16 protein-coding genes are annotated in these 21,998 nt (G+C 44.2%); 9 read left to right on the forward strand and 7 right to left on the reverse strand.

All coding sequences use genetic code 11. The annotated features are described in order from the left end of the window. The first annotated feature begins 142 nt into the window (after positions 1-142). From acs to MPET_RS13265, 3 genes are all read left to right on the forward strand, one after another. On the forward strand, positions 143-2,026 hold the full coding sequence (gene acs / locus MPET_RS13255) for an acetate--CoA ligase (RefSeq protein ID WP_048131179.1): 1,884 nt from the start codon (positions 143-145) through the stop codon (positions 2,024-2,026). 85 nt (positions 2,027-2,111) lie between these two features. Then, complete coding sequence (locus MPET_RS13260; protein WP_013330544.1) at positions 2,112-2,612, forward strand: rubrerythrin family protein; 501 nt, start codon at positions 2,112-2,114, stop codon at positions 2,610-2,612. 72 nt (positions 2,613-2,684) lie between these two features. Beyond that, a complete protein-coding gene (locus MPET_RS13265; protein ID WP_048130870.1) occupies positions 2,685-3,836 on the forward strand; it encodes an FAD-dependent oxidoreductase in 1,152 nt (383 codons plus the stop codon). A gap of 575 nt (positions 3,837-4,411) precedes the next feature. Here the strand turns inward: MPET_RS13265 and MPET_RS14705 are convergent. The 4 genes from MPET_RS14705 to MPET_RS13285 all read right to left on the reverse strand — a co-directional run bounded on the left by MPET_RS14705 (position 4,412) and on the right by MPET_RS13285 (position 9,118). After that, positions 4,412-6,904: a protein kinase domain-containing protein gene (locus tag MPET_RS14705; protein WP_052297266.1), complete on the reverse strand. Its 2,493-nt coding sequence runs from the start codon at positions 6,902-6,904 to the stop codon at positions 4,412-4,414. Between the two features lie 122 nt (positions 6,905-7,026). After that, entirely contained in the window at positions 7,027-7,821 is a 795-nt protein-coding gene (locus MPET_RS13275) for an FHA domain-containing protein (protein ID WP_013330547.1), read from the reverse strand. A 51-nt stretch (positions 7,822-7,872) separates the two neighbouring features. Continuing rightward, a complete protein-coding gene (locus MPET_RS13280) occupies positions 7,873-8,580 on the reverse strand; it encodes a PP2C family protein-serine/threonine phosphatase (protein WP_013330548.1) in 708 nt (235 codons plus the stop codon). A 181-nt stretch (positions 8,581-8,761) separates the two neighbouring features. Next, a complete protein-coding gene (locus MPET_RS13285; protein ID WP_013330549.1) occupies positions 8,762-9,118 on the reverse strand; it encodes a hypothetical protein in 357 nt (118 codons plus the stop codon). Between the two features lie 149 nt (positions 9,119-9,267). Here MPET_RS13285 and MPET_RS13290 point away from each other — a divergent pair, with 149 nt between their 5' ends. After that, the gene (locus tag MPET_RS13290) at positions 9,268-9,864 is read left to right on the forward strand and encodes a HEAT repeat domain-containing protein (protein ID WP_013330550.1); all 597 of its coding nucleotides are present in this window, start codon (positions 9,268-9,270) and stop codon (positions 9,862-9,864) included. Position 9,865: 1 nt separating this feature from the next. Here the strand turns inward: MPET_RS13290 and MPET_RS13295 are convergent, their stop codons facing one another. Further along, positions 9,866-13,708 carry a C1 family peptidase gene (locus MPET_RS13295; RefSeq protein ID WP_013330551.1) on the reverse strand — a complete coding sequence of 1,281 codons (3,843 nt, stop codon included), beginning with the start codon at positions 13,706-13,708 and terminating at the stop codon, positions 9,866-9,868. Positions 13,709-13,952: 244 nt separating this feature from the next. On the opposite strand from MPET_RS13295, the gene MPET_RS13300 reads away from it, so the two are divergent. Continuing rightward, positions 13,953-15,518: a PEGA domain-containing protein gene (locus MPET_RS13300; RefSeq protein WP_013330552.1), complete on the forward strand. Its 1,566-nt coding sequence runs from the start codon at positions 13,953-13,955 to the stop codon at positions 15,516-15,518. Positions 15,519-15,582: 64 nt separating this feature from the next. On the opposite strand, the gene MPET_RS13305 is transcribed toward MPET_RS13300, so the two are convergent. Continuing rightward, positions 15,583-16,386 (reverse strand): PP2C family protein-serine/threonine phosphatase, encoded by an 804-nt coding sequence (locus MPET_RS13305; protein ID WP_013330553.1) that lies wholly within the window; start codon positions 16,384-16,386, stop codon positions 15,583-15,585. A gap of 148 nt (positions 16,387-16,534) precedes the next feature. Here MPET_RS13305 and MPET_RS13310 point away from each other — a divergent pair, with 148 nt between their 5' ends. After that, positions 16,535-17,509: a type II secretion system F family protein gene (locus MPET_RS13310; protein WP_013330554.1), complete on the forward strand. Its 975-nt coding sequence runs from the start codon at positions 16,535-16,537 to the stop codon at positions 17,507-17,509. Positions 17,510-17,513: 4 nt separating this feature from the next. Continuing rightward, positions 17,514-18,905 (forward strand): type II secretion system F family protein, encoded by a 1,392-nt coding sequence (locus tag MPET_RS13315; protein ID WP_013330555.1) that lies wholly within the window; start codon positions 17,514-17,516, stop codon positions 18,903-18,905. 38 nt (positions 18,906-18,943) lie between these two features. On the opposite strand, the gene MPET_RS13320 is transcribed toward MPET_RS13315, so the two are convergent. Next, entirely contained in the window at positions 18,944-19,540 is a 597-nt protein-coding gene (locus MPET_RS13320) for a hypothetical protein (protein ID WP_013330556.1), read from the reverse strand. Positions 19,541-19,973: 433 nt separating this feature from the next. Between MPET_RS13320 and MPET_RS13325 the strand changes: the two genes are divergently transcribed. Both MPET_RS13325 and MPET_RS14710 read left to right on the forward strand, forming a co-directional pair. Next, positions 19,974-20,426, forward strand: coding sequence for a hypothetical protein (locus MPET_RS13325; RefSeq protein WP_013330557.1), 453 nt, complete (start codon positions 19,974-19,976; stop codon positions 20,424-20,426). Between the two features lie 580 nt (positions 20,427-21,006). After that, complete coding sequence (locus MPET_RS14710; RefSeq protein WP_013330559.1) at positions 21,007-21,981, forward strand: PstS family phosphate ABC transporter substrate-binding protein; 975 nt, start codon at positions 21,007-21,009, stop codon at positions 21,979-21,981. Positions 21,982-21,998: the final 17 nt, after the last annotated feature.

Consider the following 21,998-nt stretch of genomic DNA (forward strand, 5'->3'; position numbering starts at 1 on the left):
TATTACCGAAAGTTCATTAATGGAATGGTTTTTTTGAAATCTTGTCCCCCCTGTTCGTTGATTGTCGATACGTGGTTCGACCGACAGTGTTTTATTATTTTACACTATTAATTATGTAGAATATCAAAGGAGGTATGATACCATAACCAGTCAGGAAAAAACAAATCTCAGCCATGGATATATCCCTGCGGAAGAATACCGGGAAATGTCCAATTTGGGCAACTACCAGACTGCCTATGAGAGATTTTTGAAAGATCCGGAAAAATTCTGGTCTGAGATAGCATCAGAGCTTGAATGGTTCAAAGAATGGGACCAGATTCTTGAATGGAACTATCCGAATGCAAAATGGTTCACAGGTGCAAAATGCAATATCACGCACAACTGCCTTGACAGGCACTTAAATACAGAGAAAAGAAACAAAGTGGCTCTCATATGGAGAGGTGATGACGGCAGCGAAAGGATCATTACCTACCGGCAGTTGTTCAGGGAGGTATGCAGGTTTGCAAACGGCCTGAAAAGTCTCGGCGCCCGTAAAGGGGACCGGATCTGCATATACATGCCGAATACACCGGAACAGATCATTGCAATACTTGCATGCGCAAGAATAGGCGCGGTCCACAACGTTGTATTTGCCGGATTCGGGATGGAGTCACTGCATTCAAGGATCAGGGATTCGGAATCGAGATTTGTCATTACATCCGATGCCAGTTTCAGGAGAGGCAAAAGAATCGATCTCAAATCGATAGTTGACAGGGCGATAGTCCACACATCGGTTGAAAAGGTCATCGTCCACAGGCGGACCAGGCCACGGACCGAACTCTACTCTGAAATTGAGATCGATTTCTACGATCTCATGAAGGAGAGGAATTACTTCATCGAACCCGAGGTCATGGACTCCGAAGACCCGCTGTTTATTCTCTATACAAGCGGAACGACAGGCACGGCAAAGGGTATCCTTCATACCTGCGGCGGCTACATGGTCGGAACATATTACACATGCAAGTATGTCCTCGATATGAAACCCAGCGATGTCCACTGGTGTACTGCCGATCCCGGATGGATTACAGGACACAGCTACATCATATACGGCCCCCTGCTGTTCGGAACAACCCTGCTTATCAGCGAGACAACACCAGACTATCCCGATCCGGGAGTCTGGTGGGATATGGTAGAGGACTTCGGCGTCACGATCCTCTATACAGCACCGACTGCAATCAGGATGTTCATGAGACACGGTGAGAAGTGGCCTGAAAAATATAATCTCGACTCCCTGAGGATACTCGCATCTGTCGGGGAACCGCTCAATCCCGAGGCATTCGAATGGTATTACAAAGTTATCGGGAAGAGCAGGACGCCGATCGTCGATACATGGTGGCAGACCGAAACCGGAATGCACATGGTCACAACACTCGTCGGCGAAAAGATGAAACCCGGATATGCAGGAAAAGCGATCCCCGGCGTTGTCGCCGATGTCGTTGACAAAGAAGGAAATTCAAAGAAGGCAGGAGAAACAGGCATTCTCGTCATAAAAGGGCCGTGGCCTTCGATGATGAGAAGCGTATGGGGTAATGATGAAAGATACAGGCAATACTGGACGCAGATAAAGGACTATTATGTAGTAGGCGATCTTGCGGTAAAGGACGATGACGGATATATCCAGATCATAGGAAGATCTGACGACGTCATAATAATCGCAGGCCACAACCTCGGCACTGCAGAGGTCGAATCCGCTCTTGTAGAGCATGAGGCTGTTGCCGAAGCCGCCGTTATCGGCATTCCGGACCCTGTAAAAGGCAACATCATCAAGGCCTTCGTAATCCTGATCGACGGATACAGCGGGAGTGAAAAGCTTGCGAACGAACTTACATACCATGTAAGGATGACGCTCGGCCCTATTGCAATGCCGGCCGAGATTAAATTCGTCGAATCTCTTCCGAAAACAAGGAGCGGAAAGATCATGAGACGTGTCCTCAAGGCCCAGGAGATGGGAGAGGACCCGGGTGATCTCTCCACAATGGAAGAATAATCTTATTTTCTTTTTTTAGTCATCTCCGCATGAAATAAATAATATTAAGCTCAATTATGGAATTAAAGCAAAAGGAGAAGATTTTATGACAACGAAAGATGATGCGGCAGAAGCCTTTGCAGGCGAATCCCAGGCAAACAGGAAATACAAAATATTTTCGGAAAAAGCCGATGCTGAGGGCTACTCAAATGTTGCAAAACTATACAGGGCTGCCTCTGAAGCAGAGGCAATTCATGCCAAGAGACTCCTCTTTCTCCTCCAGCAGGTAAATTCAACCGAAGAAAACCTGAAGAAATCCATTGAAGGAGAGACATCAGAGTACACCTCCATGTATCCTTCGTTTATCAAAGATGCCGAGAAGGAAAATGACAAGGAAGCTGCAACGATATTCACTCATGCAATGAAGGCCGAGGAGGTCCATGCAACAAACTATGGCAGGGCGCTCGAGGCAGTTGCCGGAGGTAACGACCTCGAGATCTCCAAAGTATTCTTATGCCCTGTATGCGGGAATATAGTGTTTGACTCAGTGCCCGACACATGCCCCATATGCGGAGTTCCCGGAAGAATGTTTAAAGAGATCGAATAACCGGCAAATTATACAAATTCAAATTCTTTTTTCGTGACACATTTAAATAAATTGATGGAAAAAGCAGTTACTATGCCGGATGTAAAAGTTTACTCGACAAAACAGTGCCAGTACTGCAGACTGCTCAAGGCGTTTCTTGACAAAAAAGGAATAAAATATCAAAATATTGATGTGGGAGAAGATATTGAAGCAGCCAAAGAGATGGTTGAACTCTCGGGCCAGTATGCAGTACCTGTAACTGTAATCGACGGCGAGGTCATCGTAGGCTATGACGTCAGGAGACTGAACGAACTTTTCGGGGATACCGGAGAAAAAGGTGAAATCGACATTATTATTCTTGGCGGAGGACCTGCAGGGCTTACAGCAGCTGCATATGCAGCGAGAAAGCTGCTCAGATGCATGATAATTACAGAGGACATAGGCGGACAGGCCCTGGAATCCTGGGCAATTGAAAACTATATGGGATTCCGTATAATATCCGGAAGCGATCTCATGCAGAAATTTGAAGAGCAGGTCAGGAATGAGGATATTGAGATCGAGATAGACCGGGCCGAATCGATTGAGGAGAGTAACGGAAAATTCGTCATCACTACGGTATCAGGGCAGAAATTTGAAGGTAAATCGGTGATTATTGCAACAGGTGTCAAACCCAGGTGGCTTGGAATAAAAGATGAAGAAAAATATATCGGCCACGGGATCAGCATATGCTCCACATGCGACGGTCCGCTCTTCCGCGATAAAATTGTGACAATTGTCGGAGGAGGAAATTACGCAGTCACGACAGCCATTGAAATGAGCAAACTTGCCACACACGTAAACCTTATAGTAAGAAGCAAAATCAGGGCTGACGAGGTATACACCAGCCAGTACGAGGGGCTTGAGAATGTTTCAACTTATAAAAACTACACTGTAAGCGCCCTTGAGGGGGACAATATGCTCAAAGCAGTTACAATTAAAGAAAGAGACACTGGCGAAGAGTCAAAACTTGAAACAGACGGTCTCTTCCTCGCTATCGGCCATGATGCAAATACCGGATTCCTTGAAGGCTTCGTCGATCTCAATGAAAACGGAGAGATCATCACAGACAACAACGGCAGGACATCACATAATGGCGTCTTTGCAGCCGGCGATGTTACCGATACCAAGAGCAAGCAGGTAATTATTGCCTCGGGAGAAGGTGCAAAAGCCGCACTTTCCGCCTATTCTTTCCTTGTTAACAAATAAAAGGGGAGAACTGCGATTTGTTTTTAAGCTCCCAACCAATTTTTATTTAAAACGATCATTTCCAGCCCCTCCATACTAAACTGAGTCAGAAACTGACAAAGCAAAAATATTGAAAATATCAAAAATGCGATCCTTTGGAACCAGAAAAGGAGGGGGTGTGGTGAATTTTTCACCACGGTGGTTTTGTCTGGTTTTTTTCTGGGGATTGGTGGGATTCTATTATATTTTGTATTGTATTATTATCTGTACCTGTCCGGCACAACCGGGATTGGAGTTGAAACGTGGTTTTTCCCGTTGTGCTTCGCAGATGGGGCGTATCTGGTTGCCAATTATTGGTTGCTGATTTAGGTTGCCTGAAGGCAGCCATTGACTGGTGATTTAATTTTCCGTTTGATACGGAATATGTTTCTACTGACTTATCAGGTTCCTGGTATTACCATGCATATTTGCCGGTTACCACCTCCTCATTTTGATCAATCCTTTCCGGTGTCATCGAAGATTCTTATCCTCTCAACCCTGATAGTAAGATTCTTTTGGGCTAATATAAATGAATAATATGCCAGCGGATAACTCATTTAACCTGATGGTTCAACGTCTTTAAAGAATTCCTTCAGACCATCGTTTTGAAGGACAATCCCGGTCAGGAATTTTTTAAACTCATCTACGGAAGAAAAACGCTCATCCTGGTTCTTATTAAGGCATTTCATGACCACATCGTCAAAGAGATCATCCCGGGCTCCCGCTTTCGAAGGAACAACGGGCTGCAAATGCAGGATCTCGTCGGTAACCTCTGCAACACCCGAACCGGAGAATGGTTTTTTTCCGGTTATCAGCTCATAGAACACAATTCCAAGCTGGTATATATCGGTCCTTTCGTCGGGATAGCCGAAGGTCTTCGGAGCGACCTGCTCCGGTGCCGCGTAATTCAGGGAGAATCCTATAATAGTCGTTTCATTTCCGTCCGACATTATCTTCCCGAGCCCCCAATCGGTAATCTTTGCGGTTTTGTCTGCTGAAAGCATAATGTTCTGGGGTTTTATGTCACGGTGAATTATACCCCTCGAATGCGCATAAGAAAGCCCTTCTGCAACATCATAGATTATTCTTAACGATTCCACGGGAGGGAGCGGTTTTTCAACAGCCGACAGAGGCGTTTCGAGATATTCCATCTCTACATAAGGGACAGGGAATATATTTACCGAATGAAGTTTAGCAATGTTCGGATGCTCCAGTCCTTCCCAGATCCTCATCTCCTTCAAAAACAGCCTTCCGGTAGTTTCGTCAAAGTTTATCGGAACCTTTACCGCCACCACGACTCCGTCTTTTCGCCGTTTTGCTTTAAAAACCCTGGCGATCCCTCCTTTTCCGATAAACTCGACATCGCTGTATTTATCATGGAGACTTTCCGGGAAATAGGAAGACGAGAGCGATGAACTCATAATATCCTCCTCTTTCATGAAGAGCGAAGTCGAATCAGGATCGAACGAAGAGGCCGTGACATCTCCTTTCTCTGCATACCACCTCATAACCAGTGATTTGAAACGATGTCTGAAGACAAGCGGAAGAACTATTGAAAGCAGCAGAGCTGCGGGATATGCCATCCCGGTTACCGGACCTAGTTCAACAGGTACCGTATATATGGATATTCCCAGGAGAACTGTTGCCACAATTGCAACAGGGCTCTGGAGGCGGTAGATATTTAATGGGAATCTTCCGCTGAGAAGACCGAATGCCAGAAATGCGGAGGACATAATCAGATATGCGGTAACAAATATGAATGCAACCTGAATCATCCCGTAGTCGATAAATCCGTATATCAGCCTTGAAGTATATGATACGACGGTGTAAAGCAGGGCAATAGACATGGCGCCAAAGGCAAGACCCATAAAGGCAACTTCATACTTTCTGCCGCCTTTCAAACCATAGATTCTCCCGAATTTTCCCAAAATTCCGATTAATCCGGCAAATACCCCGGCAATAAGAACCATAACAAAAACGATCTCAAACGGATTCTGCAGGGAGAGCATCGGCTCGATTCTGGCCGGATCGCCGCCAGTACCACCCGGGGTAGCCTGAACCGAAGTATTACCGTTCCCGCCGGGAACGCTCAGGTTTATAGAAATATTCTCCGGCAGCTGTATAATCGGAATTCCCGTCGGTCCCGACGTACCGTTGACACCGCCTGCAGTAATGATATCGGCCTGCGTTGTCTTCGGGACTACTACATACATTGAATTTTCAGATATCAGCGGATATTTATCTTTTACATAATTTTCATTCCTGAAAAGACCTTTCCAGTATCCTTCGTAGATCTGCTTTACTCCTTCATCAGAGAGCGAACCGATAAAATCAGAGCCCACGGCATCTCGGATATCCGATGCCGAGGTATAGGGCATATAAGGAGTACTGCCTATGCCGTTTCCGTCATCATCGCTCCCCTTATAATCGTCCCAGTAGTTTCCCAAAGACGAATTATAGATCTCATTTTCGTAAAGATACGAAGAATTGTCCGAGGACCAGTTCAGGGTCGTCGTCAGGGATTTCGCATTCACCCTGTTGTCAAAATTATTCAGGGTTATAACACCGGAAACATTCTTATCCGCGTATATGCCGACACTGTGGTTGTTTATGGAATTCCCTGAAAACGAAAGCCCGTCCCCGGATATGATGCTTATTGCTATCGGAGTTCCGAGGAAGGTGTTGTCGGAGATTATCGTATCGTTTCCCTCAATCCATACTGCGCAGTCGGCATCGCCAGAGATTGTAAATCCCTCGATGGTTACGTTATCCGACGTTATTGTAATCCCGGCAAGCCCCTCTTTGGTAATAATATGCGGTTTTCCCGTCCCGCTGTCCATTCCAAGGAGGGAGATCGGTTTATCAATTACGAAATTGCCCCCCCATTCCCCGCTCTCGATCAACAGTACAGAACCCGGTTCAGCTCCTGCTACTGCTGCAGCAATGCTGTTTGTGACTGTCTGATTTATAATTCCTTCACTGCTGCTGTTATTATTTGCTGCTGCAACCGGTGAGACAAGAAGCATGAGGAAAAGAAATAAAATAACCATATGCAGAGAGCAACAACTCAGGCAGGTAATCCTTCGCGTTATTTCATTATCCCCTCTCACCGTTTTCATCGATTATTCTGTCCTCTGTTTCGTCATCCGTACGGGTTATATTTTGAGAGTTATTATTCAGGTGTGTCTTTATGAGTCAGATTGAAGATGATTCTTGCTCCTTTCGATCCTCTTGCAAGATCGATCATATCTCCGTCAATGATGGATGTCTCACGGCAGGCCTGAATCTTTGTATTATTGATATATGTACCCCCCGTACTTCCACAGTCTTCTATGAACCAGTCCCCCTTGCGGTTGATAAATTTGGCATGCGGCCTGCTCACCCTTGTTACTGCTTCATAGGAGTTGGGAAGAACTATCGCATTATCGGAATTACTGAATTCAGGGGATTTGTTGTCTTCACGGCCTATCCGGATTTCGTCTTCCTTTAAGGCATATGCCTCCCCGTCGCATTCGCCACCAAGAACGACTATCAAAGGGACACCCGTGCTGTTGTCCTCTGAAAGAAGTTTCCTGACCTCTTCCAGTTTGGCGTTTAACTCCTCATGTCCTATCCTTACATCGATATTTGAAAAAATGCTGAGATTGCGGATAATTCCTTCCATTCCGCCGGGGATAAGTGAATATTTCCAGACTGGAAGTGCTCCTTTTGAGGTCTGCCTGCCCATCCCGGCTTCTTTCTTTATGACACCTGTCTTAAGCAGTTTATCTAGATGTTTTTTTGTATTTTCATAGCTCGTATCGATCTCTCTTGCGATTTCGCGAACCTCTTTCGGGTGGTTTTCAATCAGCTTCAGGATCCTGAGCCTTGTAGGATTTGACAGGACATTCAGGTATTCCGAGAGATCCTCATAAAAATCCGGATCCGAAGATATCGCAATTGTTTTGTCATTAATACCACCGCTCATTTTTATCACTCCCTGATTAATGAATCAATTCACTTTCAACTATTACATAACTTATCTTTTCAAAACAACAACCGAAATATTGTCCTCCGAGACGGGCATTGCGGATTTGACAAGTAGTCTGGCGGTTCCGTTCGCAGTTTCCTCTGAATTCAGCCCCTTCGATATAACATCATCTTCTATATAATCATGAAGACCGTCGCTGGATAAAAGAAGAACCTCTCCTGAATTGATCCCTATATGATACAGATCTACTGAAAAATCTCCGCCGATAGATCTTGTTATTACGTTCTTCATAGGATGAGTTCTTCTTTTTTCAGGATCTATTGCTCCTTTTTCCACAAGTTCCTGAACAAGAGAATGATCCACGGTAATCTGCTTTAGCATTCCGTTAAATAGATAAGCCCTTGAATCCCCGGTATTTGCAATGAAAACTTCCAAATCACGGACAAATGCGGCAACGAGCGTTGTACCCATTCCGGCTCTGTCTCCTACGGCCATTGTGCTGACATTTTCATCGGCCATGGCAAATGAATTTCTCAATAACTTTTCAATTTCAGCGGCACTCATGCCCGCCCTGTAATTTTTTGTGAACTCTGAACGCAGGGTATCTATGGCTATGCGTGATGCCACATCACCGGCAGCATGACCTCCTATACCGTCGGCAACCGCCATAAGAAGGCCGTCCTTAATTTGTGAAGCTAAACAGGAGTCCTCATTGTGCCGCCTTTTTCCTGCAATCGAAACACTGCTGTATTCCATATGATATATCCGGTACCTGAAATGCTGGACTGAATCTGAATTTCCGGTAAAGACACGAAAACAATAACCTGTCCGCTTGAAGAGAGTTTATCCTGTTTATTTATTAATATTGACAGTGATGAAGGTTAATAGATCTAACAATCCGGTTCAATAAAAAACAATTTTGAATATATTATGCAAATTATAATAAAGCTATCCAGACCATATACGATCCTATAACCATTATGACTATAACCAGGATCAGGAGCTTATAGCAGCATTTGTCGCACAGGCATAAAAATCCCTTCTCTCCTTTTGAGGCACCGCAGAGCCTGCATTTTTTGTCCGAACCGGCAGTTTTGCCAGGCTCTTTTTCATACATTTTCTTTATTTTAGAATCAAGGTTGGGGCTGTTGTGTATCCGGTGCCATTCATCAGCGCTCATTCCAAGGAAAAAATCGCATTCCTTGCATTTAAGCCAGACTTCATACTCATCGGGATGTTCAATGTAAACTGATTTGTTTTTACATTTGGGGCATTCAATCTCTTGCTCACTCATAAAAAACTCCTAAAAATTAATCGAAGTTTATGCATAATAAGAGTTCCATGTGATTTCGGAACCTAAGTCCGGCGGCTCAAAAATTCAGGAGCCGCCCTCTACCCCGTTCATCATGAACATTTTTCAGCTGGCAGGACAAAATTTGTGCAATGAAATTCAGGGCAATCCATATCGCTTCAATACTGATACTCACAGCATTCATTTTTACAGCTGCATGTACCGGTTCGTCAGGGCAGGGCAATAGTGAAATTTCCAGGTATATTGAAGACCTGTATTCAGAGGACAAGGATACGGTGACATCGGCTGTAAAAGAACTTGCAGGCAGCGGTGAGGCAGCGGTAAATCCCCTGATCAATGTATTTTCTTCAGGGAATCAGCAGGCTTCGGGTTACGCAGCCGTAGCTCTTGTATATATAGGAGAACCTGCGATCGAACCTCTCACCAAAGAGCTTGGTTCAGATAATGAAGACGAGAGTGATTGGGCCTCAAATACACTGGCACTGATGGGCAGTAAAGCTGTTCCGGATCTTATAGAGATAGTAAATACCGGAAGCGACACAGAAAAAGAGCAGGCAGCAATAACGCTCATTAAGATCGGTGAGAACGCGCTTCCTCTGCTAAATCTGGAACTCAATACCAATGCAGAGGCGGATCAGGCAGAGATCATCTCGATTATCCGGTCAATAGAGGCAACACAAAACCTGCAGGAAAAGTTAAACTATACGGCGGATGCGGCGTCAGTTTAAATCAGTCTGCAGACCCATCATCAATTTTTACCAGCAACAGGTCACTGTCTGAACTACCCTGATGATCTTTCAGGCCGGTGGTCATCCCGGCAATGATAAATTCTCTTTCTTCGGCGCAGTAATCAATGTCATAGCCCCAGTCTTCGCCGGAACTCCCGAAATCTTTCTCCCACAGAACCGTTCCAGAAGGATCAAGTCTTATAAGCCACCCGTCATAATCCCCCCATGAGGACATATTCCCGGGCTTATTGAATGATACACCTGCAATTACGAAATCTCCGTTACTGCAGCATTCTGCAGCTATTCCAAGGTCACTTGACGAACTTCCGTACGATCTCTTCCACAACAGTTTTCCGGAAGAATCGATCTTCAGAATCAATGCATCAGATCCTCCGTATGACCCGGCCGCATCATCGTCTCCGGCTGCGGCATATCCTGATATTATATAGCAACCGTCACCCGACAGTTCAATATCCGTAGCTCCATCTTCGCCTGAAGTACCGAAAGTCTTCTGCCAGATTATTCTCCCGTATCTGTCGAGCCTGATCACCCATATGTCGCTTTCTCCATAGTGTTTGTTGTTTCCTGAAGGATCACCATCATAACTCCGGGTTTGACCGGCAATTGTACAGCCCCCCCCGGGTGCAGGCGCAACTGCTGAAGCACTGTCATATCCTGTTCCCCCCAGCCGCCTCTCCCACACCAGGTTTCCGGAGGAGTCGAAACAGACGGCCCAAAGGTCGCCTTCACCAAGATTTCTCCTGTTTTCAAAGGATATATCACCGTCAGAACTCCAGGTCTCACCGACGACGATGAAATTTCCGTCATCAGTCATAATCATTGAAGATGCCCTGTCATCCAGGCTTCCTCCGGCCGACTTCACCCACTTTATATCCCCTTTTCCATCAGTACAGGCAAGAAGGATATCGCTGCCCCCGTGAAGCAAAGGAATGTCCCCGTCGCTGCTCGAAGTGGTTCCCGCGATTACCAGAGAGTCATCTCCGCTTTTTACAATAGATACTGCAGTATCATCACCCGATCCCCCAATGTATTTCTGCCATACAAGATCAAGTCCGGAATCGAAACCTGCCAGGAGGATGTCTGCACCGCCATTCTCTGATTCGATATCTCCCTCATCGCTGTCAACTGTTCCTGCAACAACAAATCCTGACGAACCGGCAATTACAGATGTGGCAAAATCATCTCCAGTCCCTCCGATTACCTTCTGTGCGTTTATATAGGGAGGAGTCTCAGTTTGCTGACCGTCTGATTCCTGTTCACCACCTTCAATACCCGTATCTGCCGTATAATCTTTCTCCGACATGACCCGTATTATTGCCTGAAGATCTACCGAAGTAGAAGAAGGTTCTCCCGATACCTTCGTATAAACCTCTGTCGGGGTTGGTGTGACGGTCAGTCTCTGCGTTGGAGTAACAGTCGGGTCCGGCATCGGATTCTCATCGGGATACCCGAATTCTGCAATCCACAGATCGCCGCCGCCATTGTTGAAAGAAACATCGCCGTCACTGCTGAATGTACATCCTCCGCCAATAAAACCGTTGACAGAACCGGAAGGAACAAGTTCATAGATCAGGTCTTTCTTCTGACCGCCGTGGCATCCGGTCCATACGATATCTCCTGATGAATCTGTCTTAATGAGCCATACATCCGTATCCCCATTGTTTCCGGCGACATCGCCGTCAGAACTTCCGGTCGCGCCACAGACCAGAATGTAGTCATCATCGAGGACAAGAACCGAGGCTGCTGCATCGTTACCGGAGCCACCGTAATTTTTCTCCCATTCCAGGCTGCCGGAGGAATTTATACGAAATAACCAGACATCATCACAGCCATTATTAGAGGAAACGTCCCCGTCACTGCTTTCAGCCGATCCTGCAACAATATAAGATCCGTCTGAAAGCACACCGATTCCCAAGGCTTGTTCATCACCCGAACCTCCATATGTGTTCTCCCACAGCAGATCTCCCGACAAACCGGTTTTAATTATCCAGGCATCTTCACCGCCGTTGTTTGAAGAAACATTTCCATCCGAACTTGCTGTACTTCCTGATGCAAGAAGGGTGCCGTCGCCGGGCAGGATAATATCACTGATACTCTCATCTGCAGAACCTCCGTATGTATTCTCCCATAGTATATCACCTGATGTGTCAACTTTTACTATCCATGCATCCCCCCCGCCATTGTTGGAAGAAACGTCTCCGCCACTGCTTTTTGTTTCTCCCACAGCAAGATACCCTCCTGAAACCGCTTCTATATCATTGAAGGAATCGTCGCCGGAACCGCCATATACCTTCAGCCACTGCAATACGCCATTGCTGTCGGTCTTCAGGAGCAGTGCATCGACGCCTCCGTTATTTCCGGATATATTGATATCATTGCTTGATGTGGACCCGGCGATTAGGAAGCCGTCATCTGAGGTTTTTATTATTGCAAAGGCAGTGTCATCTCCGGAACCGCCATAATTTATCTCCCATTCCACAGATCCGGACGAATTTGTCTTCACCATCCATGTATCGGATGAGCCGTAATTTAACGGATAATTCCCGTTTTTGCTCGATTTTTCACCGGCAAGGACATAACCGCCATCCGACGCACTGACGATACCGTATGCCGCATCAGCATTCGTTCCGCCGTATGTATATTCCCTGATTAGATCAGGTGCAGTCTCCGTAAGCCCGGTTATTTCAAAACCGTAAAAATTCACATACGTATCGGATGGGAAAAGAAGACTCCCGGCATTATAATCGAAATCTTTAGTCATCCAGAAAGTTCCGTCGGGATGATTGGACGATGTCCCCCAGCTGTTGTGAAGAAGCCATGCAGTTTCATTATAACCGATAAGCGTAACCGCATGCGCCGAGTCAGGAGTTCCGTTTCCCATATCTCCTATTGGATCATAAACGGACTCCTCAGATTCCGAAGACCACCATTGATCGAAACCTTCGCCGCTCACCCATTCAAAAGAGACATAAAGAGCCCTGCCCTGATCGATATACGATTCAATCGTATCAATAGCCACGGATTGTGAAATCCCCCAGGTCTGGACTGTAAAAGGAGCCACTGACTCAAATGGTACGGACGGATCTTCCGAAATTAAAGCGGACTGCATATTGGATGCACCATCCGAGCATTTGATCAGAAGGTCATAGTACCTGGCTTTGGTATTGTTCCAGGGAATCAGTTTTTTCTGATCATTCAGGTCATAAAATCCTGTAAAAGAGAAGAGATTTCCACCACAGCATGCCCAGGAAGCCGATGCTCCCGAACCTGTACCGTTCTTGTAATTTGAATTGAAGTACTGGACCGAAAATCTCTCTTTATTTCCGGTTTGAACGGCGTACTCAATCTCTGCAATCTCTGTACATGTCCATACCCAGCAGTTGCCGCATAAACCCTGATCCCTCTCGTCGCCGAAATAAGGAATATATCCGCTCAGATTCTCCCCACTCCCCGAGGAATCAGGAATGTCATCATTAAAATCAGTCTTCCCTACAGATGGGTTTTCTGTCGCATATGACACAACGGGATTTGCATTGATCGTCTCCTCTTTCTCCTCCTTGTATTCATCATCGATTGACATTACCCCGTAGGATCTATCCCCTGATTCCACGAGACAGCAATCTTCACAATCATTACCGGATGGTTCAGTCGTTTCATTATGGGAAACGTTTTCCCTGTGAATACTGCCTGTATCAGGATTTTGAACGCTTTTTAATGTGGCGTCTTCACTGCCAGGCGAACTATCAAAAAAACACGGAGCGATAAAAAAGATTCCCGACAGGATGGCAACTGCTATTAAAACAGCTATAACATGTTTTTTCATCTAATTCCCCGTTTTTTGCCCGGATATACAAATGCCGCAAACGATGCCGACAGACTGCTGAAGATCCGCATAAACTGTACGGAAATATCTATACTTATAACAATAAATATGTTAGTACTCATCTAAAAATATTTTTTTATTTAAAATAATTAGACATACACATGAAGAATACCTAATTTAAGTATAAAATAGATCAGATAGGAAAAATATATTGATAACTGTGGAAATATTACTATAGAAGAAAATGTCTGCAACCCATACAGGATCACCGGGAAAAAAGATCAGCAGATCCAGGGTGGATACAAAACGCATAATTGCCCTGCTATTGATTCCAATAATCAGCATACTGACTATTTGTCCGGCATATGCAGAAAATTCAGCAGATTACACACTATATTATGCACCGGGATCAATCCACCAGGGAGACGTTCTGACCCTGTATGGAACAGCCCCCCTTAATGACGGGGAAATACTTGATTTCAGGATTTACAGCAACAATAATAAAAAACCCACCTATTACGCAGCCAAAGAAGTTTATTCAGGAAACTTTAGTTTAAATATAGATACAGAGGATATCAGCAACGGCAATTATACAATTCAGGTGTACTACAAAGACAGTATCAAGGCTTCGGCAGATATGTTACTCCTCCAGAAAGACGAAGTTACAGTAAATATTCTGCCAAAAAACGGAGCATTAAGGATCTATTCAACGCCAGGAAATGCTTCAGTTTACATAGACGGGAATTTTGTCGGCATCACAGAGATTAATAAGGGACTTCAGATCAACGGCGTAACACCCGGAAATCACATTGTAATCCTGACAAAATCCGGATACAGAAATCAGTCACAAACTGCAGCAGTTTATCCCGATATGCTCAACGAGATTAATTTCTATTTAAGTAAAATACCCACCAACGGCACATTATCTATATGCTCATACCCGAGCGAGGCGGACGTATACCTCGGAAATGAATTCATCGGGGAAACTGACGACATTTTTACAAATCTTGCCCCGGGGATCTACCACCTCCAGCTTTGGAAAGAGATCGATGGATCAGATCCCAACAGTTCCTCTTTTGAAGACAGATTATATAATTACGAAGACGAAATCGAGATCAAGGCAGGTGAAATCACAACCATATTTGCAAATATGGAAGAGATGAGGCAGCCAACGGTGATGGAGGTAAAAACAATCCCTAATTTTGCAGAGATCTACATAGACGGGATGTATGTGGGAGACTCGGATATTGTATTGAACCCGATTGCTGAAGGAGACCACACAATATATATCTTCAAACCAGGATATTCCGAATACAACGGAACAATAAACATCCCGGCAGGCGGACTCAGCTTTAAAATGACCCTGACTCCCGTCTGCGACATAGGGAAGCTGCTTATTGTAAAATCAAACCCATCGGAACTTCCGATCTATATTGACGGAAAGTACAGGGGCAAAACACCCGAATCCGTTACAGGACTGGATGTCGGCAGGCATGAAGTGCGTGTAAAAAACGGTGAAACCGAATGGGAGGGAATCATTGAAACAATTCAGCCAGGTTCGGTAACAGCATATGCAGATTTTTCCCAGGAAGAACTGACAGAAACTGAAACGCCCGCAGCTGAAGTGGAAGAAAACGATGAGGAGGACGAGGAAGAATTCAGTGAAGAGGATCTTCTTAAGATGTATGGTCTAACGAAGCAGGATGAAGACGAGGAAGAACAGGAGCACAATACTCCAGCATATAATAATGAGAATAAAACGATTATTGACAGTCTGGTAGAATTTATTGCCGACCTAAGTCCATTTTAAATACATAAATAAAAGAGAAATCGGGAGAAAAAACCGAACCCGCAATAAAACATTATTTTAAGAATTATCTGAACCTGGCCGCAATTACAGTGACATTATCATCAGATTTAGCAATTACTGAATTTACAAGGGACTGGGCGATATGATTGCTATGTGTGTAATCTCTGAGTGAAAAAAATTCGATACCGGTCGTATAGGCATAAAATCCGTCGGTACAGAGTATAACTATATCATACTCAGATAATTCGAGGGAATAAGTATCAACAACAAAGTTGCCGCCGACATAGCCATACAATGAATTCCTCAAAGGATGGAACCGGGCCTCGTTTTCAGATATCGAACCTGCATCAACAAGTTTCTGGATCTGAGTATGATCCGTGGTCCTGAAACGGATACCATCACCCACCACATATGCACGGCTGTCCCCCGAATTGGCAATATACAACCGGTTTCTGTTTAATACTGCAGTCGTAAGTGTAGTGCCCATACCAAACAGATCGCCCCTGGCCTCATCGATTATCCTTTTGTGGGCAGTTTCATGGATTTTCACCAAAAAGGCTTTCATTTCTTTTTCGTGCTGAAATAAGGACAATCCTTCTTCTGAGAAATTTTTAACGGTATCAATTGCAATCCCGGAGGCGACATCCCCGTGCGGCAGCCCACCCATACCGTCAGCGACGGCAAAGATACAAGCATCCCCAAAATCCCGGATATAGAAGGTATCCTCATTTTTTGGCCTTCTGCCCTGCACGCTAACTCCCGATATATCATAAAGCCTTTTTACGCCGGCCGCACCTGCCGGCCCCTGGCACCCACCGGTTTTTTCCATCAGGCCGGAATCAGAAACCTCCAAAATATCTCCGTACATATCACTGATTTAACTATATCTTTTATATAATAAATATTTTTTTAGGATGAGTAGTATATTTTGGTATATGTCCAAATAATTAAAAAATATTCCAATACCATAATATCTATATTTTTTAACCGCATTTCTTTTATTGATTATTGATAATATGACAGGAAAAAATATCAGCAGCATCCTGGATAAAATTGCCCTGCTGAGCAAATCGATAAAAAAAGAGAAAAATAGTAACACAACACCCATATTTGAACAAATTTTTGAAAGATACCAAAAGATCTGCTACATCTACGGGAAATACCTCGACAAGGAGGAGCACTCCAATATTGCAAGGATGATCTACCAGGCCGATCTTGAAATGACGCCGGGCCTTTTTTTATCAATGATAATATTCAGTGCAATTGGTGCAGCTGCAATAATGGCACTTGTATCGGTTTTCATCTTTGCACTACCAATAAGTCCGTTTTACAGCCCGAATTCCCCCCTGTATATCGCAGGCCTTACGCTACTCACAGGCATAGCTGCAGGCGGAGGCTTCCCGTTTTACCTGCAAAACCAGATATCCAACAAAAAGATGGATATCGAAAGAAATCTTCCCTACGCTCTTGCCTTCATGTCGATACTTGCAAGTTCGGGAACAACGCCGCTCGACATACTCAAAAGTGTTGCAAATGAAAACTACGGTCATATATCGAGAGAATTTTCAAAAGTTTTATTCAGGGTGGAAATATTGGGAGAAGACGCAGTAACTGCAATGAATGCACTTGTAAGCAATACTCCTTCCGATCCCTTCAGAGACATCTGCATCGATATCTCAAACCTTATCTACGGAGGAGGAGGATTAAGCGGTTACCTGAATGCTAAATCAAAAGAACTGATGAATATAAGGAGACAGACAGACAAGGAATTTGTAGAATCGCTGGGAGTTTTCGGGGAAGGCTACCTTGGCGGAGTTATAATGGTGCTCACGCTTGCCATTCTCGGAATTGTTATAACAGGAGCATTAGGAATACAGATTGGACCCTTAAAAACCGACGAAATGTTCTTTGTATTAATTTACGTAGCAGTACCGATAATCAACCTGGTCTTCCTCCAGATTCTGACGGTCAAATATTCAACCAGCGTATGATAAAATGCCTGACTCCAACAACAATACAAAAAAAAGCAGAAGCATATCCTTAAAGAAAAGGATCCAGGACCTGAAAAACAGGCTGAATCTGAAATATAATATCAAAAGAGAGTACTTTACCCTCATTCTCCCCATAATACTTGCAGTAATTCTGCTGATTGCAGGCCTCATAATCAATATCCCGTACATTATGGGGAATGGGGCAGACGACGAAAATCCTGCCAATGAGAAGCAGAAGGCCTATGAAGAACTCCTGAAGCAGATGGAGGAAGGCGAGAGCGGAGGAGAAGAATCCGCAAACGTTGAAGGTATCGTAATAGAAGAGACGATAGTCGCCGAGGACGAAAGTGCGAAACCACAGGGAATGGACCAGTTCCTGATATTTGCGATCCTTATAGCAATTACCCCCTATGGAATAGACATTACGCTTCAAAAAATGGCGAAGAAGAGAAAAGAAGAGTTGTTTACTGAATTTCTCTTCAAGCTTTCGGAGATGATGAGAGGAGGCCTGGATCCGATTAAATCTGTCAATGAACTTGCAAAGGCAGAGATCGGAGTATTGACACCGCATATCAGGATCGCCGCCAACAGGATGGCATACGGAGACTCTTTTGAAAGGGCCATGAAGGCCATGGCAAGATCAACGGGAAGCGAACTTATAGCAAGGTATACCGAGCTTGTAATAGAAGCTTCATACAGCGGAGGGGGAGTCTCCGACCTTATCCTGAAATGTTCGGACGATATGCGGAGCATACTGTCCATAGAAAGGCAGAAAGAAGGCGACCTGAAACAGTTTGTCCTTATTTTCTATTTTGCACAGATAATTATCATATTCATATGTTACACCCTTACAAACGATCTCCTGCCTTATTTTACAGATCTCGGATCAACATCTTTTCTAGGGGATAATGAAATTGCAAATATGGACTTTTCGACGGGTTTTTTTCACCTTATCCTGATAAATTCATTCTTTGGGGGGCTCATAATAGGAAAGATATCAGAAGGCGACGTTCGTTACGGCCTGAAGCATGTTACAATTTTAATGATAGTCTCATATGTCTCCTGCATGATCCTGCTCTTCGGCGGAACCGGGGCTTCGGTGCAGGATGTCGAGATCGAGATAGTATCAGGGGCAGGGCAAGAAGGCTACGTTGGACTGCCGCTGAAAGAAAATCTTGTGATCGGAGTGACTGATCCGGATGGAAATCCTGTAGAAGATGCAACCGTGGTTCTTTCAATTTCGCCGGGAGGGAAGGTGACTGAATCGCTGATCACAGATAACGAAGGAATATGTGAAACCGATGTAGTACTCGGAGACACTCCGGGCGTCTATACGATTGAGATTACTTCGGGAAGGATGACAAAAAAGATAACAGTTCTTGCAATCAGCGGATGAAAAGAATGAAGAGTAGAGAAAAAGAGAATAAGAAGGCTTTATCCGTGCCTTTCCCTTGTATCGACCACAAAACCGTCGGAGTTTATGTTATAGGTTACAATTCGATCATAGGGAAATGTTCCGGCCAGCCTGATGATCTTCATGTTCCGTCTTGCGCGGCTGCCCTCGTACGAAGTCGTCAGGTGAAGAATGCCATCTGAAAAAGAATCTACAAGAAAATTCTGCTTTTTATCAAAGACGGATGGATTATGAAGGATAATTATCAGCCTCCCCTCCATTTTCAGTGATTCAGCAAACCGGAAAAAGTCCAGCATGTCATTAAATCCGGTTTCGGCAAAAAGCAGAGAAAAATTCTCGATAATGTTCAGGTCCGAGGACAACAGAGATCTCATATCCACAGGATCCCAGGAATTCAGTATATCGGATTTTTTGATATCCGGAAGATTGTATAAATCCATATCACCAGATACGGCTTCCTTAGAGCGTGCCGTAATTACATTTAACGTGATTTCACGCTCCTTTGCATAAATATTCGCAAATATTAGGGCCATAGGGATTTTCATGTCGCCATCCTCCTCCCTGATCGTTATGATTCCACGATCAGGAATTTCCGGAAGGCCCTGATCCACTTTCATAGTAAGTATTAATAAAATTACATATTTATAATATATTCCAATACAAAAAATTATACAAAATTAAAATTTTACATATATTCATACAAGAATATATTTAAAAATGGTTTTCCAACCACTTTTCAAAGAAGAAAATCTACCCCGACCCGCCAGAAATTTGAAATTTGATCCAATTCATTCCGGAACTACACTAAACCCATGAAAACTATTAACCGGAGGACCATACATGGCGGGATAAATACCATTCGCCCATATTTACCCCGGAGTATCAATTTACATAAAAATTATTCAAATTTGAAGAGTAATGACAAATAGATATATGTATAATAAGAAGAAAATATATCTTTAAGTTAGACAGGATATAGTCTGTTCTAACCCGTAGCGGGACAATTAAGCCCACACCTGTAATGAAAAAGGTTCATGTGTGGTGAATAGAATGAAAGGTCTGGCAGACAAAATATTCTATGATCCCCGGATGATCGCATTAATGCCTTCAGCCGGAATTATCATAGACTATACTTTAACTTTCATTTTTGCAGGCGGTTCCGGTAATATTATGATGTATGAGTTTAGTCCCATCATGCGATTATCGGCCGCCTCAGGGCTTATTTTTCCCGTTATGTTAGTAATCGCCGGATTTTATTATTTTGCGGCCCTCACAGGCTTAAAAGTCCTGTTAAAAAGTGCAATATACCCATTTGGAGTTGCGATTGCCACAATTGTGATGCTCACACACATTATGGGAGCTTTTTCATGGATTATCAAAAACCAGGCATATGCTTACACGGTTTTCGGGATGTCAATAATGATGATAATCATTGCATTCACAGCTTTTCTTTATTCGGCGTTGCTTAAGAAGGGAGCCATATGCCAAAAATATATACAATAAGTAGCCTATAGCCGCAGCCATATTCTATTTAAGGAAATTTTATCATCAGCCCCGCCTGTTTTTTTACATCAGGTTTCATAACCCAGAATTATAATGCCGGGAGCATGGACCATGGTTAAAGGCTAAGGCAATCTAATAAATGATTCATCCGGGATAAAAAATGAGGATGAAAGAATATCAGGGCAGTACAATATCGGACTGATTACAATAGGAATTCTGCCGGTAATCGCCTTAAACACCAGGTCCTGGTATGGAAATAACAATACCCATACAATGCTTGTAACCGCCCTGACATCATTTATGATCCTGCTGATGCTGGGCATTGTTTTATTGCTTTTAAACAGGGAAAAAGAAGAAAAAAATGATATCCACAATAAGAGATAAAGAAGAAAAACCCCACATATTTATTAAATAAAATATGTATTTTTATTTATTAATCATTACTTTTCGATACAATTATATGTGAAAACTGTGATTACTATTTGGTGAAGACCTCTCTTGCCAGACCGGAGGCGTGAGTGCGATCCGCACTCCTCTTCGCCACACACGGAACCCTAAATTCAGATACAGGAGAAAAAAAATGAAAGTTTTTGCAAAAGACGAAAACGCAGTTTCGCCGATTGTTGCTACACTCGTTCTTATCGTTGTGGCAGTAGTCGGTGCCGTATCAGTCGGAACGATCATGGGAACATTCTCTGACGATGTTTCCGGACAGACAAACGCAGGAGACGTTTCCAATGCTGCAGCTACCGAGATCCTCATCGCGGGCTCAACAACAGTCCAGCCCGTATCCGAGCTTCTCGCAGAGGCATACATGAAGGAGAATCGCGGTGTAAAGATCACGGTCCAGGGCGGCGGCTCAGGTGCAGGAGTATCTGCAGCAGGCATGGGCATCGCTGACATCGGCGCAGCATCACGTAACCTCAAAGATGAAGAGGCAGCAAAGTACACCGACCTCCAGACAAAACAGATCGGAGGATCAGCTGTTGTAGTTATCGTTAACGAAAATGTAACTGGTATCACCAGCATAACTGAGGATCAGCTCGAAGCAATATTCATAAACGATGACTTTACCTCTGCACCAAGCGGAATCACTACAGCATTCCAGCGTTCAGAAGAATCAGGAACTGAAGACACGTTCAGTGAGTTCCTTACCGGCAAGAGCGGTAAGATCAATGCTTCCATTGATGGTGCAACAGGAAACGCAGGAGTACTTGAGTCAGTAAGAAGCACAACAGATTCAATCGGTTTCGTTGATGCAGGATACGCACTTGACGCATCAGGAGTCACAGTACTCAACATCCAGATTGACACAACGATATACGAAGCAACCTCAAAAGGTATCCAGAACGCACTCTCAGGCAAAACAGGCGAGTCTGAATGCTATGTTACAGGAGACGATGCAACATCAGGCAAGGGCCTTGTTCGTCCGCTCAACTATATCGTCGGTTCGAGCCCCTCCTCAATAGTGAACGACTTTATCTCATTTGCCCAGTCACCAGGTGCAATCGAATACTTTGACGAAGCTGGAATGTACTCAATAATGAGCTTTTAAAACCAACCACAATCTAA

The sequence above is a fragment of the Methanolacinia petrolearia DSM 11571 genome (assembly GCF_000147875.1).
Classification (GTDB): Archaea; Halobacteriota; Methanomicrobia; order Methanomicrobiales; family Methanomicrobiaceae; genus Methanolacinia; species Methanolacinia petrolearia.

Bases quoted from the DNA above. Each gene is read 5' to 3' on its own strand.
- MPET_RS13320 (WP_013330556.1), bottom strand. From the start codon at position 19,540: ATGAAAGTGGATCAGGGCCTTCCGGAAATTCCTGATCGTGGAATCATA.
- MPET_RS13325 (WP_013330557.1), top strand. From the start codon at position 19,974: ATGAAAGGTCTGGCAGACAAAATATTCTATGATCCCCGGATGATCGCA.
- MPET_RS13260 (WP_013330544.1), top strand. From the start codon at position 2,112: ATGACAACGAAAGATGATGCGGCAGAAGCCTTTGCAGGCGAATCCCAG.
- MPET_RS13280 (WP_013330548.1), bottom strand. From the start codon at position 8,580: ATGGAATACAGCAGTGTTTCGATTGCAGGAAAAAGGCGGCACAATGAG.
- MPET_RS13275 (WP_013330547.1), bottom strand. From the start codon at position 7,821: ATGAGCGGTGGTATTAATGACAAAACAATTGCGATATCTTCGGATCCG.
- MPET_RS13295 (WP_013330551.1), bottom strand. From the start codon at position 13,708: ATGAAAAAACATGTTATAGCTGTTTTAATAGCAGTTGCCATCCTGTCG.
- MPET_RS13290 (WP_013330550.1), top strand. From the start codon at position 9,268: ATGAAATTCAGGGCAATCCATATCGCTTCAATACTGATACTCACAGCA.
- MPET_RS13300 (WP_013330552.1), top strand. From the start codon at position 13,953: ATGTCTGCAACCCATACAGGATCACCGGGAAAAAAGATCAGCAGATCC.
- MPET_RS14705 (WP_052297266.1), bottom strand. From the start codon at position 6,904: ATGGTTATTTTATTTCTTTTCCTCATGCTTCTTGTCTCACCGGTTGCA.
- MPET_RS14710 (WP_013330559.1), top strand. From the start codon at position 21,007: ATGAAAGTTTTTGCAAAAGACGAAAACGCAGTTTCGCCGATTGTTGCT.
- MPET_RS13315 (WP_013330555.1), top strand. From the start codon at position 17,514: ATGCCTGACTCCAACAACAATACAAAAAAAAGCAGAAGCATATCCTTA.
- MPET_RS13310 (WP_013330554.1), top strand. From the start codon at position 16,535: ATGACAGGAAAAAATATCAGCAGCATCCTGGATAAAATTGCCCTGCTG.
- MPET_RS13305 (WP_013330553.1), bottom strand. From the start codon at position 16,386: ATGTACGGAGATATTTTGGAGGTTTCTGATTCCGGCCTGATGGAAAAA.
- MPET_RS13285 (WP_013330549.1), bottom strand. From the start codon at position 9,118: ATGAGTGAGCAAGAGATTGAATGCCCCAAATGTAAAAACAAATCAGTT.
- MPET_RS13265 (WP_048130870.1), top strand. From the start codon at position 2,685: ATGCCGGATGTAAAAGTTTACTCGACAAAACAGTGCCAGTACTGCAGA.